At 69.3% G+C, this 17,608-nt stretch carries 20 protein-coding genes; 11 read left to right on the forward strand and 9 right to left on the reverse strand.

Going from position 1 to position 17,608, the window contains the following annotated elements; translation table 11 throughout:
- Window positions 1–20: 20 nt before the first annotated feature.
- A complete protein-coding gene (locus BLT45_RS15185; protein WP_093301764.1) occupies window positions 21–1,250 on the forward strand; it encodes a hypothetical protein in 1,230 nt (409 codons plus the stop codon).
- A gap of 92 nt (window positions 1,251–1,342) precedes the next feature.
- On the opposite strand, the gene BLT45_RS15190 is transcribed toward BLT45_RS15185, so the two are convergent.
- Together BLT45_RS15190 and BLT45_RS15195 are read right to left on the reverse strand one after the other, a co-directional pair.
- Window positions 1,343–1,699, reverse strand: coding sequence for a hypothetical protein (locus BLT45_RS15190; RefSeq protein WP_093301767.1), 357 nt, complete (start codon window positions 1,697–1,699; stop codon window positions 1,343–1,345).
- On the reverse strand, window positions 1,696–2,628 hold the full coding sequence (locus BLT45_RS15195; protein ID WP_254771899.1) for a hypothetical protein: 933 nt from the start codon (window positions 2,626–2,628) through the stop codon (window positions 1,696–1,698). Before BLT45_RS15195 ends, BLT45_RS15190 begins: the two co-directional genes overlap by 4 nt.
- Window positions 2,629–2,769: 141 nt before the next feature.
- Between BLT45_RS15195 and prmA the strand changes: the two genes are divergently transcribed.
- From prmA to purD, 6 genes are all read left to right on the forward strand, one after another.
- A complete protein-coding gene (gene prmA, locus BLT45_RS15200; RefSeq protein WP_093301770.1) occupies window positions 2,770–3,687 on the forward strand; it encodes a 50S ribosomal protein L11 methyltransferase in 918 nt (305 codons plus the stop codon).
- A 50-nt stretch (window positions 3,688–3,737) separates the two neighbouring features.
- Window positions 3,738–4,751 carry a DUF3426 domain-containing protein gene (locus BLT45_RS18435; protein WP_093301772.1) on the forward strand — a complete coding sequence of 338 codons (1,014 nt, stop codon included), beginning with the start codon at window positions 3,738–3,740 and terminating at the stop codon, window positions 4,749–4,751.
- Window positions 4,752–4,871: 120 nt separating this feature from the next.
- Window positions 4,872–5,144 carry a DNA-binding transcriptional regulator Fis gene (gene fis / locus BLT45_RS15210; RefSeq protein ID WP_093301775.1) on the forward strand — a complete coding sequence of 91 codons (273 nt, stop codon included), beginning with the start codon at window positions 4,872–4,874 and terminating at the stop codon, window positions 5,142–5,144.
- 64 nt (window positions 5,145–5,208) lie between these two features.
- Entirely contained in the window at window positions 5,209–6,795 is a 1,587-nt protein-coding gene (gene purH, locus BLT45_RS15215; RefSeq protein ID WP_093301778.1) for a bifunctional phosphoribosylaminoimidazolecarboxamide formyltransferase/IMP cyclohydrolase, read from the forward strand.
- Window positions 6,795–7,217: a hypothetical protein gene (locus BLT45_RS15220; RefSeq protein ID WP_093301781.1), complete on the forward strand. Its 423-nt coding sequence runs from the start codon at window positions 6,795–6,797 to the stop codon at window positions 7,215–7,217. The genes purH and BLT45_RS15220 overlap by 1 nt, the downstream gene beginning before the upstream one ends.
- A gap of 27 nt (window positions 7,218–7,244) precedes the next feature.
- Complete coding sequence (gene purD, locus BLT45_RS15225) at window positions 7,245–8,537, forward strand: phosphoribosylamine--glycine ligase (RefSeq protein ID WP_093301784.1); 1,293 nt, start codon at window positions 7,245–7,247, stop codon at window positions 8,535–8,537.
- Window position 8,538: 1 nt separating this feature from the next.
- On the opposite strand, the gene BLT45_RS15230 is transcribed toward purD, so the two are convergent.
- Window positions 8,539–9,645 (reverse strand): NADH:flavin oxidoreductase/NADH oxidase, encoded by a 1,107-nt coding sequence (locus BLT45_RS15230; RefSeq protein ID WP_093301787.1) that lies wholly within the window; start codon window positions 9,643–9,645, stop codon window positions 8,539–8,541.
- Window positions 9,646–9,784: 139 nt separating this feature from the next.
- On the opposite strand from BLT45_RS15230, the gene BLT45_RS15235 reads away from it, so the two are divergent.
- From BLT45_RS15235 to BLT45_RS15245, 3 genes are all read left to right on the forward strand, one after another.
- Window positions 9,785–11,680, forward strand: a complete 1,896-nt coding sequence (locus tag BLT45_RS15235) for an MFS transporter (RefSeq protein WP_093301789.1) — start codon at window positions 9,785–9,787, stop codon at window positions 11,678–11,680.
- Between the two features lie 126 nt (window positions 11,681–11,806).
- Window positions 11,807–12,142, forward strand: a complete 336-nt coding sequence (locus BLT45_RS15240) for a CD225/dispanin family protein (RefSeq protein ID WP_093301792.1) — start codon at window positions 11,807–11,809, stop codon at window positions 12,140–12,142.
- 5 nt (window positions 12,143–12,147) lie between these two features.
- On the forward strand, window positions 12,148–12,552 hold the full coding sequence (locus tag BLT45_RS15245) for a DUF2752 domain-containing protein (protein ID WP_175455884.1): 405 nt from the start codon (window positions 12,148–12,150) through the stop codon (window positions 12,550–12,552).
- Window positions 12,553–12,558: 6 nt separating this feature from the next.
- On the opposite strand, the gene BLT45_RS15250 is transcribed toward BLT45_RS15245, so the two are convergent.
- The 6 genes from BLT45_RS15250 to BLT45_RS15275 all read right to left on the reverse strand — a co-directional run bounded on the left by BLT45_RS15250 (window position 12,559) and on the right by BLT45_RS15275 (window position 16,818).
- Entirely contained in the window at window positions 12,559–13,449 is an 891-nt protein-coding gene (locus BLT45_RS15250) for a cobalamin biosynthesis protein (RefSeq protein WP_093301794.1), read from the reverse strand.
- Window positions 13,450–13,488: 39 nt separating this feature from the next.
- Window positions 13,489–14,439 carry an NAD(+) diphosphatase gene (nudC, locus tag BLT45_RS15255; protein ID WP_093302199.1) on the reverse strand — a complete coding sequence of 317 codons (951 nt, stop codon included), beginning with the start codon at window positions 14,437–14,439 and terminating at the stop codon, window positions 13,489–13,491.
- Window positions 14,440–14,459: 20 nt separating this feature from the next.
- Entirely contained in the window at window positions 14,460–14,846 is a 387-nt protein-coding gene (erpA, locus tag BLT45_RS15260; RefSeq protein WP_093302203.1) for an iron-sulfur cluster insertion protein ErpA, read from the reverse strand.
- Window positions 14,847–14,883: 37 nt separating this feature from the next.
- Complete coding sequence (locus BLT45_RS15265) at window positions 14,884–15,552, reverse strand: DUF6776 family protein (RefSeq protein WP_254771900.1); 669 nt, start codon at window positions 15,550–15,552, stop codon at window positions 14,884–14,886.
- A 104-nt stretch (window positions 15,553–15,656) separates the two neighbouring features.
- Complete coding sequence (locus BLT45_RS15270) at window positions 15,657–16,082, reverse strand: bactofilin family protein (RefSeq protein WP_093301800.1); 426 nt, start codon at window positions 16,080–16,082, stop codon at window positions 15,657–15,659.
- Window position 16,083: 1 nt separating this feature from the next.
- Window positions 16,084–16,818, reverse strand: a complete 735-nt coding sequence (locus tag BLT45_RS15275) for a DUF6776 family protein (protein ID WP_093301803.1) — start codon at window positions 16,816–16,818, stop codon at window positions 16,084–16,086.
- Between the two features lie 98 nt (window positions 16,819–16,916).
- On the opposite strand from BLT45_RS15275, the gene BLT45_RS15280 reads away from it, so the two are divergent.
- A complete protein-coding gene (locus tag BLT45_RS15280; RefSeq protein WP_093301805.1) occupies window positions 16,917–17,537 on the forward strand; it encodes a DUF4126 domain-containing protein in 621 nt (206 codons plus the stop codon).
- The last annotated feature ends 71 nt before the right edge of the window (window positions 17,538–17,608 follow it).

Raw genomic sequence — 17,608 nt, forward strand, 5'->3', positions numbered from 1 at the left:
TCCCCCGACGAGAACGCACGATGCGTCCCCTGCCCCGCCCCCTGTTCCTCGCCCTCGCCACCGCCATCGCGGCCGCTCCCGCGGCCAGCGCGCCCACGTCCGGTCCGCCGACCCAGGTCTGGATCGACGTCGCCACCCACAGCATGGCCGGCATGCCCGACCTCGGCCCGCTCGGCGGCATGGCCTCGCGCATGATGGGCGGCGGCGGGCAGCAGGCGCATTACGGACAGACGCGGATGCCGAGGATGACGGGCCAGTACCTCGACATCGCCCTGTACAACCGCCCCAATCCCGGCAAGGACGCCGAGCAGCGCATCCCTGCCGGCCTGCGCCTGGGCAAGAGCCTGCCGCTCGTACCGCCCGTGCGCACGGGCGCATCTCCGGAGCGCACCGGCGAATACACCCCGCCGGAAGGCCAGGCGCGCGTGCTGGTCTATTGGGGATGCGGCACCACCGTCCGCAAGGGTCAGCCGAAGATCATCAGCATCAGCGCGAGCGGCGGCAAGGTGGAGGTCAGCGGTTCGATGAAGGGACGCTACGCCCCGGATCGGGATATCGACGCCGATCCCGCCTACGCACTGTGGCCGAATCCCAAATCCGGCAAGCGCGTGCCGGACGGCGCTTCGCTGCAGGGCGCCCATCAGATCACCGGGCCCGGCGTACCCGAATCGCTGAAGTTCGAGCTGAAACAGGTCGCCGACTTCATGCCGAAGATCGACCTGCAGAGCACCGGGTCGCTGGCGGAAGGACAGACATGGCGCTGGGCGCCCGTCGATCGCGCGCAGGCTTACTTCCTTCATGCGATCGGTACCCACGGCAAGGACGTGGTGCTCTGGAGCAGCGCCGAAGTACCCGATGCCGGACAAGGCATCTTCGACTACCTGACGGGCTCCCTGGTCGATCGCTGGACGAAGGAGAAGGTCCTGCTGCCGTCCTCCACGACGCAGTGCGCGGTGCCGAAGGGCATCTTCGCCGCGCCGGGCGAACAGGGGAACGACCGGGGTGGCGGGCTGCTCAGCATCATCGCCTACGGCCCGGAGAGCCACATCGCGTGGCCGCCCAAACCGAGCGATCCGAAACAGGCATGGCATCCGGAGTGGAACGTGCGCGTGCGCGCCAAGTCCACGAGCAGCGCGATGCTCGGCATGGACCTGGCGCAGATGCAGGACATGGACCAGGATGAAGAGGAAAAGCCGCAGGAGCAGAAGAAGCCGCTGCGCGGCCTGTTGAAGGGGCTCATCGGCGGCTGACGCCGCCCTTCCTCCGCAGAAACGACAAGGGCCGGGAGATCGCTTCCCGGCCCTTTTTCTTTGCGTGCGAGATGGACGTCGCGCGCGTCGCGCTATTCCTGCGCCTGCTGCGTGCCCGGCACCGGCTCGGCGCCCAGCGGGGAGGCCGGGTCGCTGATGCGCACCGTTTCGGCCGATCCGTCGGCCCACACCACCTTGATCGTGCTGCCGGGCGCGAGCGTGGAAAACGGCGTGCCGCTGCGTGCGCGATACAGCGCGGCGACCTGGGCCGCACCGAGGCGACGCGCATCGTCCGGCGCGTGGACCGTCATGTGCCCGACGCGCGACAGATCGCGGTATTCGGGATCGCGCGTTTCGATGACGATCGTCGCCGCCGCCGCCGCGTACGCCACCACCACCAGACCCCACACCAGGAGATTGACTCCCGGCCGCGTGCGCTTGTACTTCATCCGTCCACTCCCGTGTGGGACAACAAAGTGCCCACCATGTCTTCCACGTTGTCCTCGCCCTGGCGCGGGACACCGGCGTCCCGTGCGAAGGTGCTGAAGTCCTGCGATTCGTCCTGCGAGCAGATGCCGCCGTTGACGCAGTAATTGGTCATCATCGAGCCGCCCGGGCTGCAGTCCATGCCGAGCCGGCACGACGCGATGCGCCATGCGATCTCGCTCAGCTCGCTGCCCGACACGTCGCCCAGCGTCTCGCGGCGCCCGCTGCCGGCGCTGCCCATCACGGGCGCGATGGCGACGAAGGCGAAGGGGTCGCCGGAATCCAGCACGCGCTGCACGAGCCCGCGCCGGTAGTCGTCGCCGGCTTCCAGCGGACGATCCATCGCGAGCAGCGCGGCCTCGGCGGCGAGACTGCCCGCGCGCGCGGCCTGCGTGCGCTGGTTGACGATCATCGGATGCGAAAAGCCATCCTGCGGGACGAAGCGCGCGCACCGCTGCTGCACGCGCTGGCGCGCCGTCAGCATCGCCGCGCCGCCCGACAGGCCCAGCTTCGCGATCACGCGTGTGTCCTGCGCATACCCGGCCGGGTCCGCGGCGAACCCGGCGCAGTAGTCCTGCACCAGGCTCAACAACCACATGGCATCGGCATCGCCGCCCGCGGCGCGCACCATCAGCTCGCGCGAGTAGGCGAACAGGTCGGCGCTTTCCTCGAAGCCGCGACGCAGCGGAGACAGTGGGGACACAGGGCGCATGACCATCGGCTGCAGGCGCGCGGCAGGCGGCGCATCCACCCGCGCGGAAGACGGCGTCCCGGATTCGGCATCGAAGCCGCCGGAGGCAGCGCCGTTCCAGCCCGCCTGGCGCAGCGGCATCCACGCCAGCGCGCCCAGCAGGCCCACCAGCAGGATCGGCAGTAGCAGCTTCCGGGGCACGCCGCCATTATCCCGGCCGTTTCCCGCGCTTTCAACGAAGGCCGGGCGCGTCCGGCGGCCCGGTCCGGCCTTCCGTCGCCAGGCATCGGTCCCGGGCCCACGTGAGACACTAGACGGCCGTCCCTGCGGTTGCCCTGTCCCATGCCTTACCTGGAACTCTCCCTGCGCTGCACCGAAGCCGAGCAGCCGCGCTACGAGAACGCCCTGGAGGACGTCGGCGCGCTGTCGGTCACGCTGCTGGACGCCGATGCCGACACCGGCAACGAGCACGCCATCCTGGAGCCGGGCGTGGGCGAGACCCCGCTGTGGAAGTCGCTGGTGCTGACCGCGCTGTTCGATGCGGATGCCGACGCGCTGACCCTGCTGGCCGCGCTGGAAGCCTTCGACCCCGGCCTCGACTGGACGCAGGTCGGCTTCCGCACCGTGGCCGACGAGGACTGGGAGCGCGCGTGGCTGGACCAGTTCAAGCCGATGCGCTTCGGCACGCGCACGTTCATCGTGCCGTGGAACCATGAGGTGCCCGAAGACGCCCAGGTGCCCGCGGCCGCCGTCGTGCGGCTCGATCCCGGCCTCGCCTTCGGCTCCGGCACCCACCCCACCACCGCCCTGTGCCTGCGCTGGCTGGACGGACTGGCGGGCGAGGGCGAACTGCAGGGTCGTCAGGTCCTCGACTTCGGCTGCGGCTCGGGCATCCTCGCGCTCGCTGCGCTCAAGCTGGGCGCGGCCGCCGCGATCGGCGTGGACAACGACCCGCAGGCACTGCTGGCCAGCGCGGACAACGCGCAGCGCAACGGCATCGAAGAACGTCTCCGGGTGTACCTGCCCGAAGACGAGCCCGTGACCACTTATCCGGTGGTGGTGGCCAACATCCTGGCCTCCGCGCTGGATGCGCTGGCGGATACGCTCGCCGCGCGCGTGGCGACCGGAGGCCGCATCGCGCTGTCGGGCATCCTCAAGGGACAGGAGGACGACCTGCTGGTCCGCTATGCCGCATGGTTCGATGCGTTGCAGGCCACCCAGGACGGCGACTGGATGCGCATCGACGGCGTTCGCCGCTGAGCCACGCCGGTCACAACACCTGCGCGGGCGTGCGTGGTTGAATAGCCGCCATGTTCGCCGCCTGCCCTCACTGCCAGTTCCTGGTCGCCCGCGATCCGCGGACGCACGCGCTGCCGGCCGCCTGCACGCGCTGCGGCAAACCCCTGGACCTCGAGGAGATCGCCAGCACGGCGGCATCGCCGAGCCTGGCGACCTTCCTGCACCCTGTGCTCTCGCCGACCGAGGACACCGCCACCGAGGCGACGCAGGCTGAGGCAACGCCGGCGGAAGCGAGCGAGGACCCCGCTGACGACACCGCCGTGCACGCCATCGAACACGACGGTACGGCGCCGGAGCCCGCGACCGACGCGCTCGAGGCGACGGTATCCATCGAACCGGACCTCGTCATCGCGACGGCCGACGCGACGGCAGCGGTGGACACCGCGAACGCATCCTCATCTGAAGATGCGGACACCTCGCGTGCCGCGGAGACGGAGGCGGTGCCGCACGATACGGTGCCCGGCGCCGTCCCGCAGACGGCAGCGGCGATCGTCGCGAAACCGAAGACGCGTCATCCGGCAGGCCCGCGTTTCCTGCATCGCACGCGCACCACGCCGGTGCGCGCTCTGCGCGGACACTGGGTGGCGGTGGTTGCACTGTCGTTGCTGCTGTGCGTGCAGGTGATGCTCGCCGATCGCGCGCGGCTCGCCACGCAGTCGGGCTGGCGACCGATCGTGGTCGCGCTGTGCGGCGTGTTGCGCTGCGACGTGCCGACCTGGCGCGAACCGGCGGCATTCACCATGCTGAGCCGCGACGTGCGTCCTATCTTCGAGCGCCCCGGCACGTTGCAGGCACAGGCCACGTTCCGCAACGAGGCGCGCTGGGCACAGGCATGGCCGGTGATCCTCCTGACCTTGAAGGATGCCGATGGGCGGACGCTGGGCGCGCGCGCGCTCGCACCCGCGGACTATCTGCCCCAAGGCGAGGCATCGCCTTCGATCGGCCCGGGCCAGAGCGCCCAGATGGCGGTGCGCGTGAAGGAGCCGAGCGCGAACGTCGTCGCGTTTTCCTTCGACTTCCGTTAATCGCGCCGGTTCATCAAAAAAGCGGATGCACGCGCCCCGATCAGGCGCTAGACTCGTCCCCCCGCCGAAAACCGACAAGCACAAGGCGGGCCTCAGCATCCGTGGCATCAGGGGATCCGATTGAACGCTGCCTCCACCCGTCAGGACCATCCGCGCGGCACGCAACGCCCGCCGCTGCGCGAGCACGTGGCGCAGTCCGTGCGCCGCTATCTGCGCGACCTGGACGGCAGCGAGGCCGATGATGTCTACGAGATCGTGCTGCGCGAGATGGAGATCCCGTTGTTCGTCGAAGTGTTGAACCATTGCGACGGCAACCAGAGCCGCGCCGCGGCCATGCTGGGCATCCATCGCGCCACGCTGCGCAAGAAACTCAAGGACTACGGGCTGGCCTGAGCGGCCTCCGGGCAGATTGCTGCGGCGCGTTATAATTCGCGCCCCGCTAGGTACCGCCCTTCCCATGACCCTCGATCTCCAGCCCGTCCGCCGGGCGCTGCTGTCCGTTTCCGACAAGTCCGGCCTGCTCGACCTGGCCCATGCGCTTGTGCGCCATGGCGTTGAGCTCCTGTCCACGGGCGGCACCGCGAAGACATTGCGTGACGCCGGCTTGGCCGTGCGCGATGTCGCCGAGGTCACGGGATTCCCGGAAATGATGGACGGCCGCGTCAAGACGCTGCACCCGAAGGTGCATGGCGGCCTGCTCGGTCGCGCCGGCGTCGATGACGCGGTCATGGCCGAGCACGCCATCGGCGCGATCGACCTGCTGGTGCTGAACCTGTATCCGTTCGAAGCGGTCACGGCCAAGGCCGGCTGCACGCTGGCCGACGCGGTGGAGAACATCGACATCGGCGGACCCGCGATGCTGCGTTCGGCCGCGAAGAACTTCGCGCGCGTCGCCGTGGCCACCGATCCGTCGCAGTACACGGGCCTCGTCGCCGAACTGGATGCGAACGGCGGCGCGCTGCCGGCGGCCACGCGCTTCGCGCTGTCGGTGGCTGCCTTCAACCGCGTGGCCCAGTACGACGCCGCCATCAGCACCTACCTGTCTTCCGTCACCGACACCTCCGCCGAGGTGCCCGCCCGCGCGGCGTTCGCTGCGCAGGCCAACGGCAACTTCGTCAAGGTCATGGACCTGCGCTACGGCGAAAACCCGCACCAGCAGGCGGCGTTCTACCGCGACCTGTACCCGGCCCCCGGTTCGCTGGCGACGTTCACCCAGTTGCAGGGCAAGGAGCTGAGCTACAACAACATCGCCGACAGCGATGCGGCATGGGAATGCGTGCGCCAGTTCGATGCGCCCGCCTGCGTCATCGTCAAGCACGCCAATCCCTGCGGCGTGGCGGTGGGCGTGGCCTGCGGCGATGCCTACGAGCTGGCCTACGCCACCGACCCGACGAGCGCCTTCGGCGGCATCATCGCCTTCAATCGCACGCTGGACGCGGCCACGGCGAAGGTCATCCTGGACCGCCAGTTCGTCGAAGTGCTGATCGCGCCGGACTACGAGCCGGGCGCGCTCGACTACGCGACGAAGAAGGCCAACGTGCGCGTGCTGCGCATTCCGCTCGCCCCGTCCTCGAACGGCTTCATCGACACCAAGCGCGTCGGCTCGGGCATGCTGATGCAGACCGCCGACGACCGCGTGGTGACGCGCGACGAGCTGAAGGTGGTGACGCAGCTGGCGCCGACCGACGCGCAGTTCACCGACCTGCTGTTCGCGTGGAAAGTCGCCAAGTTCGTGAAGTCGAATGCCATTGTCTACGCGAAGGACCACCGCACGATCGGTGTCGGCGCCGGCCAGATGAGCCGCGTCTACTCGGCGCGCATCGCCGGCATCAAGGCCGCGGACGCGAACCTTGTGGTCGAGGGCTCGGTGATGGCCAGCGATGCGTTCTTCCCGTTCCGCGACGGCATCGACGCCGCCGCCGCCGCCGGCATCAAGGCGGTGATCCAGCCCGGCGGGTCGATGCGCGACAGCGAAGTGATCGCGGCGGCCGACGAACACGGCATCGCGATGGTGTTCACCGGCGTGCGGCACTTCCGGCATTGATGCGTCAGAACCCGATCCATGATCGCGTCGTCCGGGCGGCCTTGTTGTCGGCGGCGCTCGTGCTGGCCGGATGCCAGGACTCGGGCGATGGCCTGGCGCAGGCGCGCGACGCCATCGCCCGTGGGTTGCCGGCCCCTTACTTCGAAGACCTCGTGACCGAGTCCGTCGCGATCGACGGACACCGCCTGGTGTTTCTTGTGCGCAGCCCCACGGGCGATGCCGTGAAGACCCGCCAGGCGCCTGGATTCGACGCCCTGCGCGACAGCGAGCAACGCGAAATGCAGACGCTCTGTTCGTTGCCGGCCATACAACCCCTGATCGGCACGGAGGCCGTGCTGGTACGCCGCTTCGTCGACCAAAACGGCACGCTGTTCTTTGAAACCGAACTCCCCGCACGCGAGTGCCCCGCCCCACCGGCGTGATGGCCGGTTCTGCCTGAGGAAATTCCCGTGAAAGTCCTGGTCATCGGTGCCGGCGGTCGCGAACACGCGCTGGCGTGGAAACTGGCGCAGTCGCCGCGCGTGGATGAGGTGCTCGTCGCACCGGGCAATGCGGGCACCGCGACGGAAGCCAAGTGCCGCAACGTGGCCATCAAGGTCACCGATATCGAAGGCCTGCTCGCACTCGCGCAGGACGAAGGCGTGGGCCTGACCGTGGTCGGTCCGGAAGTGCCGCTGGTGGCGGGCGTGGTGGACCGGTTCCGCCTGGCCGGCCAACGCATCTTCGGCCCCACTGCCGCCGCCGCGCAGCTGGAAGGCAGCAAGGCGTTCGCGAAGGACTTCCTCGCGCGCCACGGCATTCCCACGGCGTTCTATGCGGTGCATACCGATGTCGACGCCGCGCTCGCCTACGTGCGCGACAAGGGCGCCCCCATCGTGGTGAAGGCCGACGGGCTGGCCGCGGGCAAGGGCGTCATCGTGGCGATGACGCTGGACGAAGCCGAAGCCGCGGTGCGCGACATGCTGTCGGGCAATGCCTTCGGCGACGCCGGCGCACGGGTGGTGATCGAGGAATTCCTCGAGGGCGAGGAAGCGAGCTTCATCAGCATGGTCGACGGCACCACCGCGCTGCCGATGGCCACCAGCCAGGACCACAAGCGCGTCGGCGACGGCGACACCGGCCCCAATACCGGCGGCATGGGTGCGTATTCGCCCGCGCCGGTGGTCACGCCCGAGGTGCACGCGCGGGTCATGCGCGAGGTGGTGAATCCCACCGTGCAGGGCATGATCGCCGATGGCGTGCCGTTCACCGGCTTCCTCTACGCCGGCCTGATGATCGACCACACCGGCGCGCCGAAGGTGATCGAGTTCAACGTGCGCTTCGGCGACCCCGAGACGCAGCCTGTGATGCTGCGCCTGCAGTCCGACCTGGTGGACCTGGTGGAAGCGGCCATCGAGGGACGGCTCGACCGCACGCAGGCGCAGTGGGATCCGCGCCCGTCGCTGGGCGTGGTGATGGCGGCGGCGCCCTATCCGGAGACGCCGGTGACCGGCGACGTGATCGCCGGGCTGGACGACGTGCCCGCCACAGCCAAGGTCTTCCATGCCGGCACCGCGCTGGATGCCGAAGGCCGCGTGGTGAGCGCCGGTGGCCGCGTGTTGTGTGTGGCCGCGCTGGGCGCATCCGTGTCGGACGCGCAGCGCCAGGCCTACGCCGGTGTCGAGAAGGTGCGCTGGACGAACGCGTTCCACCGCACCGACATCGGCTGGCGCGCCATCGCGCGCGAGCAGGGCACCGCCTGACTCAGGCGGCCTGCACGAACCGCGCGGCGTGCTCGCGCGGTGCGCTGCGCAGGTACTGCGGCGCGACTGCGATGTCCTCGCCCAGCGCCGCGGCGGCGTGCCATGGCCAGCGGGGATCGTAGAGGATGCCGCGCGCGAGGCCGATGGCGTCGGCCTGGCCCTGCTGCAGGATGTCCTCCGCCTGCCGCGGCTCGGTGATCAGGCCCACCGCGATCACCGGCATCGCGACCTCGCGCTTGATCGCCTCGGCGAACGGCACCTGGTAACCCGGGCCGACGGCGATGCGCTGCGCCGGGTGCAAGCCGCCGCTGGACACGTGGATGAAGTGGCAGCCGCGGGCATCCAGCGCTTGCGCCAGCGCGATGCTCTGCGCCAGGTCCCAACCACCCTCCACCCAGTCGGTCGCGGAGATCCGCACGCCGAGGGCCATGGTGTCCGGCACCACGGCCTTGACCGCATCGAATACGCGCAACAGCAGGCGCATGCGGTTCTCCAGCGCGCCGCCGTACGCATCGCCGCGATGGTTGCTGAGCGGCGAGAGGAACTGGTGCAGCAGGTAGCCATGCGCGGCATGGATCTCGATCAGGTCCAGACCGAGTCGCGCGGCGCGGCGCGCGCTGTCCGCGAACGCGGCGACGATGCCGTCGATGCCCGCCGCGTCCAGCGCTACCGGCGGCACGTCGGTCTCGGCATACGGCGCGGCGGACGCGGACACCGTTTGCCATCCGTGCTCCACATCCGGCGGAAGGGCGGCACCCTGGCGTTCCCACGGGCGATGCGTGGAGGCCTTGCGGCCCGCGTGCGCGAGCTGCACGCCGAGCGGCATCGACGAATGACGGCGCGTGGCGGCGAGTGCCGACGCGAAGGCGGCTTCGGTGGTGTCGTCCCAGAGGCCGAGGTCGGCCCAGCTGATGCGACCACGCGGTTCCACCGCCGTCGCTTCGATGATGGCCAGTCCGGCGCCTGACTGGGCCAGGTTGGGCCAATGGAATGCGTGCCAATCGGTGGCACGGCCTTCTTCGGCGGAGTATTGGCACATCGGCGCGATGACGATGCGGTTGGACAGGCGCAGCGGCCCCAGATCGAGGGGCGAGAACAGACGGCTCATGGCGGAGGGCAACGACGTGGGGCCGCCACTATCCGCCTGCCCGCCCACCCCATCAACGCCAGCAGTGGAACGCTGTCGGGCCGTCAGGCTGGCGCGGCCACCTTGATTTGCTAGGCTGCGCGCAACCCACGGAGGGCGCATGTCCAGCTACAGCCAGTTCTCGCTGCTGACACAACGGCGATTCCTGCCGTACTTCACCGTCCAGGCGCTGGGCGCCTTCAACGACAACGTCTATCGGCAGGCGATCATCGCCCTGCTGTTCTTCCTGGGCGCCAGCGACGACCAACTGTCGCTTTACGCCACGCTGGCGCCGGCGATCTTCATCCTGCCGTACTTCCTGTTCTCGGCCATCGCCGGGCAGTTCGCCGAGAAGCTGGAGAAGCACCGGCTGATCGTGATCACCACGACGATGGAGATCGTGATCATGTCGCTGGCGGCGGTCGGCTTCCTGCTGCAGAACATGCCGCTGCTGCTGGTGGCGCTGTTCTGCACGGGCGTGCAGTCCACCCTGTTCGGGCCGGTGAAGTACTCCGTGCTGCCTTCGATCCTCAAGCCGGAGGAACTGACGGGCGGCAATGGCCTGGTCGAGATGGGCACGTCCATCTCGATCCTGTGCGGCATGATCGCCGGCGGCATGATCTTCCAGATCGCCGGCGCGCACGGGCCGCAGGCCGCCGCCATCGCCATCGTGCTGCTTGCGGTGCTGGGCAACGTGGTGTCGCGGATGATCCCGCGCATGGACGCGGGCGCGCCGGACCTGAAGATCCGCTGGAACCCGATCCCCGAATCGCTTGCGGTGCTCCGGATGGCCAGGCGGCAACTGGCCGTGCGCAACGCCATCCTCGGCGTGTCGTGGTTCTGGTTCTTCGGCACGCTGCTGACCTCGCAGCTGCCCGCATACGCGAAGCTGCACCTGGGCGCCGCCGACGGTTCGTCCACGCTCTACGTGTTCGCGCTGGCGCTGTTCTCGGTGGGCACCGGTATCGGCTCGCTGTTGTGCGAAAGGCTGTCCGGGCGCACGGTCGAAATCGGTCTGGTGCCGGTGGGCGCCTTCGGCATGACCGCCTTCCTGCTCGACCTGTACTTCGCCCGGCCGGGCGCGGCGCCGGCGGCCGGCCTGGGCATCGCGGAGTTCGTGCGCCAGGGCGGCAGCCTGCGCATCATGATCGACCTGGTCGGCATCGGCATGTTCGCCGGCATCTTCGTGGTGCCGCTGTTCGCGCTGATCCAGAGCCGCACCGACCGCACCCAGATGGCGCGCGTGTTCGCCGCCCTCAACATTCAGAATTCGGGCTTCATCGTGCTGGCGGCGCTGGTCGGCCTGGGCCTTCACGCGCTGGGCTGGAGCGGCCCGCAGATCTTCCTCGCGCTGGCGATCGCCAATGCCGTGGTCGCGATCTGGATCTTCACGATCGTGCCCGAATTCCTGATGCGCTTCCTCAGCTGGGTGCTGGTGCGCGCCCTGTACCGGCTGCGCCTGCACGGTATCGAGAAGCACGTGCCGGACGAGGGGCCGGCATTGATCGTGTGTAACCACGTCAGCTACATGGACGCGCTGATCCTGGCGGCGACGATCCCGCGCCCGGTGCGCTTCGTCATGTACTACAAGATCTTCAATATCCCGGTGATGAGCTGGATCTTCCGTACCGCCAAGGCGATCCCGATCGCCGGGGCCAGGGAGAATCCCGAACTGATGCAGCGCGCGTTCGAGGAGATCGATGCGGCGCTGGCCGAAGGCGAGATCGTGGGCATCTTCCCCGAGGGCGCGTTGACGAAGGACGGCGACATCGCCGCGTTCAAGTCCGGCGTGGAGAAGATCCTGGAGCGCCGCCCGGTGCCAGTCGTGCCGATGGCACTGAAGGGCATGTGGGCGAGCATGTGGAGCCGGCGCGACGGCCGCCTGGGCCGCATGCGCGTGCCGCGGCGCTTCCGCGCCCATGTGGAAGTCGTGGCGGGAGAACCGATGGACGGCGCCACGGCCACGGCGGAACTGCTGGAAGCCCGCGTGCGCGCCTTGCGCGGGGATGCGGCGTAGACGACGCAGACCTCGAGCACGTCGGCGCGGCGATTCTTAAATCCGCGATCGTCTGGCACTATGGGGCCGTCCGAGCCGGCGCGCGCCGGCTCTCGCCACCCTCCATCCCGTACAAGGAATGCCCGCATGAGCGCCGTACCCCCGATGCCCCCCACGACCGCACCGGAAAGCGTACCCAACCATCTCGCCTGGGCCATCGTGTCTACGGTGCTCGCGACCTGCCTGTGCTGCCCGCTGGGCCTGATCGGCATCGTCGCCATCGTGTTCTCGTCGCAGGTCAACGGCAAGCTCAACCAGGGCGATCTGGAAGGCGCCCGTCGCGCATCCGCCAATGCCAAGACCTGGTGCTGGGTCGCCACGGCGTTCGCCATCATCGGCCTGCTGCTGAACATCGTCATGTTCGCCACCGGCGGCATGGAGCAATACGTGGAGATGATGCAGCAGATGCAGCAGGTGCAGTGACCGCGCTGCGCCTCCCGCACTGGATCGGTATCGCCGCGGCGGCCCTGGTGGCCGCCGTTGGCGTCTTGCTGCTGCTGAAATTCGATCCCAACGCGGCGAACAGCCCGTTCCCGGGCTGCATCTTCCGCGCGGTGACCGGCTACTACTGCGTGGGATGCGGCCTGACCCGCGCGCTGCACGCGCTGGTCCACGGCGACCTGCTCCGCGCATTCGCCATGAACCCCCTGGGCGTGCTGCTGATTCCCATCATCCCCATGCTGATCGCGCACGGCCAGGGCTGGCGACCGCGCAGGCTCGAACCGGTCATGCGCGTGCTGACGGCACCGAAGTTCTGGCTGGTGCTGCTGCCGGCCTACTGGATCGCACGCAACCTGCCATGGGTGCCGTTCACCTGGCTCGCACCGGGCTGATCCGCGTCAGCTGACCCAGCCGCCGATCACGAACACGGCGAGCACCGCCAGCCACAACAACAGGATGCGCCACACCAGGCTCATCGCATCGCGCAGCTCGGGCAGTTCGCGCATCGCCTGCACCATGCCTTCCTCGGCGTATTCCTCGGCTTCTTCGGCCAGTTCGCAGCGCACGCTGGCGCGCGCCGCGCTGCCAAGGAATCCCGCGTCCAGGCCGAACCGCGCGCCACCGGCCTCGCGCCAGGTGGAGAACACCGTGTCGAAGTTGCCGACCAGGGCCATCGCGAGCGTCATCAGCTGCGCGACCGGCCATTCCAGCGCGGCCTTCATCTTGCGCGCGCCTTCGCGGTTCGCAGGCGGCAGGTCGGCCCACGCGTCCTGGGCGGCGAGGACTGTCAATCGGTACAGCATGGCGCCGACCGGACCGAGCAGCAGGAACCAGAACAACACGCCGAACCAGCGCTCCAGCGCATTGCGGAACACGGCTTCCACCAGCGCGGGGCCATCCAGCGCGGCCGCCTCGCCGGTGAGGCCCAACCGCGCGATGGCCACGCGCCGGGTCGGCGGATCGTGCGCATCGATGACGGCCTCGACGTCGACGTCCAGATCGCGCGGTCCCCACGCGTACACGAGCACCGCGATGTCGAACAACAGGCCGACGATGCCGTAGACCGGACCATCCAGAAGCCACTGCAGGATGGCCACCACGAGCAGCACCGGGACGATCGCGAGCGCGATGCCGTAGCGCTCCTGCCACGCGGCCCCCGAGACCGTGTTGCGGGTGAGCCATTCCAGCCATGCGCGGTACCAGGCGTACTGGCGCAGCGATATCACCAACGTGGGCGCGACATGCCCCAGCACGAGCGCAATCACGACGGCGACGAGAGTGATCGACATGATGCGTCCTCCGGGCCGCGATTCTAGCGCGGCCGGGCGTTAATGGCCGGTCGGCGCCGGAGGACCCTGTTCCGCACGACGCTCGCGCATGGCGGCATGCCAATGTTCGATGAGCGCGCGCGCGATGGAGATCGAGGGCGACAGCAGCAAAGGGGCATCGGCATCGTCCCCACCCCGCAACGCCTTGTCCACCTCGTCGTAGGTGAACCAGCGCGCATCTTCGAGTTCGCCGTCCACCCGCGGCGGATCGGGCTCGCCTTCCGCACTGAACCCGAGCATCAGCGATCCCGGGAAAGGCCAGGGCTGCGCGCCCAGGTAAAGACAACTCCGCACGCGTACGCGTGTTTCCTCGAACGCTTCACGGGCGACCGTCTGTTCCAGGGTTTCGCCCGGCTCGACGAAGCCGGCGATGACCGAATACCGCCGTGGCGGCCAGGACGCCTGCCGGCCCAGCAGCAAGCGCTCGCCATCGCTGATCGCGACGATCACCGCGGGATCCACGCGCGGGTAGTGATCCTTGCCGCATTGCGTGCAATGGGCGATGTAGCCCGCGCGACGGAAAGTGATGGCGCCTCCGCAGGCGCTGCAGAACTGCGTGGACGCCTGCCAATGCAACAACGCGCGCGCCATCGCGAAGACCCCGGACTCGAACGGCGACCACGTCGCCGCGGCGCGCCGCAGGTCGGCATGGGCGGGCGCCTGCACGGGATGGTGCCGGGCGTGCGCGGCGAACCACGCGACACCGTCCTTCAAACCGAGGAAAAGACTTGCACCCGGTCCGCCGCCCAATGACGCCCCCCGCGGCGCGAGCAGCGCGCCATGCGCCTCTGCCAGCGCGCGCCCATCGTCTTCCAGCAGGATGACGCGCGCGTCCGGCCACAGGCGGGCCAATGCATCGGCATCGTCACGCAATGCATCGGCGCGATCCAGCGTATCGCTGGCGAAGGCGAAACCGGTGAGGGGCGCGGCGGGAGGTTGAAGACCTGTCACGGAACGCGGCAGGCCGGCGGTCACATGCTGAAACTGCTGCCGCAGCCGCAGGTGGTCTTGGCGTTGGGGTTGCGGATGACGAACTGCGCGCCCTGCAGGCTCTCGCTGTAGTCGACTTCCGCGCCCATCAGGTACTGCAGGCTCAGCGGATCGACCAACAGTGCGACCCCATCGGTGTCCACGGCCACGTCGTCCTCGGCGCGGTTCTCGTCGAACTCGAAACCGTACTGGAACCCGGAGCAACCGCCGCCCTGGATATAGACGCGCAGCGCCAACGCCTCGTTGCCCTCGTCCTGGATCAGTTCGCGCACTTTCGCCGCCGCTGCGGGCGTGAAGTTGAGCGGCCGGTCGATGGACTGATAGTCCGGTGCGGCGGTCGCGACAGGCAGGGAAACGACGGTGGTCATGACGGAAGGATGGGGGCTGGCGGAAGGCAGTTCAAGTTCAGCGCGCAGCGGCGCCTTCGCCGGCACCGTCCTTCGCCGCCGCCTGCGCCCACGGGAACGACTGTTCCACGGCCGTGCCGCCCTGCGGCACCACCCGCGCGATCACCCGCACCGGCTTGAAGCCCTGGGGCAGCAGCAGGTCGCCCTCCACCTGCTGGAAATACTTGAACGAGTACGCCAAGCCGGGCGCGTTGGCTTGCTGGCGCAGATCCGACCAGGCCAGACGACGCAGCTTGCCGCCTTCGGTGCCTTCCACCGACACCAGCAGGCGGCCGGTATTCACGGCGCCGCGATTGACGTTCTGGGTCAGGGTGGCGGTGAAATGCCAGGCCTGCGCGTCCTGGGGGATCAGGGTGAGTTCGTGCACCGCCAGGCCACGGCGCTGGGCGGTCGCGCCGACGAAACGCTCGTAGAACGCCACGTCGGCCCGCAGGCCCGAGATTTCCTCGTCGCGCTCGGCGAGCGTGGTCTGCAGGTCGCGGTTGGCGTCGCGGCTGATCTGGTCCGAGCGGGCGAGCGTCGCGGCCCGCTGCTCCAGCGTTTCGATGCGTTGCTGCTGGGCCCGCAGCTGCCCGGGGGTAGGCGTATCGCCCGCATGGCGTGCGAACACCTGCCAGGCGCCCCAGACGCCCAACCCCAGCGCGAGCGCCAGGACGGCGCCCAGCACCGGCCAGCCCACCGCGCGGGGCGGGGGGACAGTCGGCGGGGAAGGCCTGGTGCTCATGGCTGCAGGATAGCGCGGCGTCTCACATCAGGCTCTGAATGACAGGCTCAGGCGTCGGCGGCCCAGGCTTCGGGCAGGGCGGCGCCCTCCCCCGGCTGGCCGGCCGCGACCACGTCGGCATGCACGAGGTGGCCGGTCAGCTGCGCGCCGGCGCTCATCTCGACCACCTTGTAATGCAGGTTGCCGTGGACGCGGGCCTTGGTGGCCAGCTCGATGCGCTCGTGGGCATGCACGTCGCCCACCATGCGCCCGTTGATCACCACCACCGGCGCCTGCACCTCGCCCTCGATGCTGCCCTGCTCTGCCAGCGTCAGTACGGCGCGCTCGCCGGGTTCGGCGATCACCTTGCCCTGGATGCGCCCCTCGACATACAGCCCGCCACTGAACAGCACGTCGCCACGGATGGTGACCTGCGGTCCGATCAGGGTGTCGATGGCGCCCACGTCCGGGCGGATGGGCTTGGTCTTGAACATCTCACTTGCCTCCTGCGGCGGTAGCGGTCTTCCAGTCGAAGGCCTGTTCCACCGCCGTATCATCGCCGTGCAGCGTCACCTTGACGCGCTGCGGCGTGAACCCGGTCGGCAGCATCACGTTGCCATCCAACTGCTGGAAATATCGGAACGAGTACGCCTGTCCCGGCGCGCCGCGCTGCTGGTGCAGTTCGTCCCAGGCCACCGCGGCGAGCTTGCCGTTGCGCACGCCTTCCACGGTGAAGCGCATCTGGCCCTGGCTGATCGCGCCGCGGTTGAGGGTCTGGGTCAGCATGATCTGGTAGCGCCACGCGCCGCCCGACGCCGGCGCGAATTCCGCCACATGCACGCCCAGGCCCTTGCGCTGGCTGGTGGCGCCGACGAGGCGCTCGTAGAAGGCGACATCGGCACGCAATGCGGCGATTTCCTCGTCGCGTTCGGCCAGCGCGTCCTGGACTTCGGCATTGGCGGCCCGGCTGATCTGGTCGGAGCGCGCGAGGGTCGATTCGCGCTGCTGCAGCGAGCGCAGTTCGCCGCGGACCGCCGCGATGTTGCGCTCGGCGCGCGCGCGCGCCGCGTCGGCCTGCGCCAGTCGCGGCGCCGCCGTGTGGCTGGCGATGAACCAGGCGGCGGCCACGCTGCCCACCCATGCCAGCACGAAGAGGAACGACGTACCGCGGCGACGCACGGCCGCATCGCGCGGCACGATGCGGAAACGGGACGGAAGACGCTCGGACATGACGGACAGACGGCGTCCGGCACTCAGCCGGCAGCCAGACGGGACCCCTATACTCGCCGCAGTGGCGCGAGTCCTCGAGTTTACCGGGAGTGGCTGACATGTCCGAAGCGCATCTTTTCGTAATTGGGATCCTGTTGGCATGGATGGCGGGCATCCGTGTCTATCTGACCGTGTTCGGTCTGGGACTGGCCGGTGCGCTCGGTTGGCTGGACCTGCCGCCGGCCCTGCAGGTGACCGAATCCTGGTGGGTGCTCGGCACCTCCGGCGCGCTCGCGCTGACCGAGTTCTTCGCCGACAAGATCCCCGGCGTCGATTCGGGCTGGGACCTGCTGCAGACGCTCGCGCGCGTGCCGGCCGGCGCCTTCCTGGCTGCCGCCACCCTGTCCCCGGATGGCCAGCTCAGCGGGGGCGCGCTGGCGGCCGGCGCCGGCGTGGCCCTGACCAGCCACCTGCTGAAAAGCGGCTCTCGCGCGCTGATGAACACGTCCCCGGAGCCGGTCAGCAACTGGACCGCCTCCGTCGCCGAAGACGCCGTGGTGGTCGGCGGCCTCTCACTGGCCTTTGCCCACCCCTGGATTGCGTTGTTCCTGGTAGTCGGAGTGTCGCTGCTGGTGGCCATCGCCGTGTGGTGGGTCTGGCGCACGTTGTCGCGCGGACTCAAGCGTCTTTTCCCGCCGCTGCCCGCATCGACGGCGTCACCCCCGACCTCTGGCCCGTGACAGGCGCCAGCGCATCGGGGATCATGGGTCTGCCTCACCTGTGAACTTCATCGCATAATGGGGCTCAGCTT

This window comes from Pseudoxanthomonas sp. CF385 (genome assembly GCF_900104255.1).
In the GTDB taxonomy this organism is placed as follows: Bacteria; Pseudomonadota; Gammaproteobacteria; order Xanthomonadales; family Xanthomonadaceae; genus Pseudoxanthomonas_A.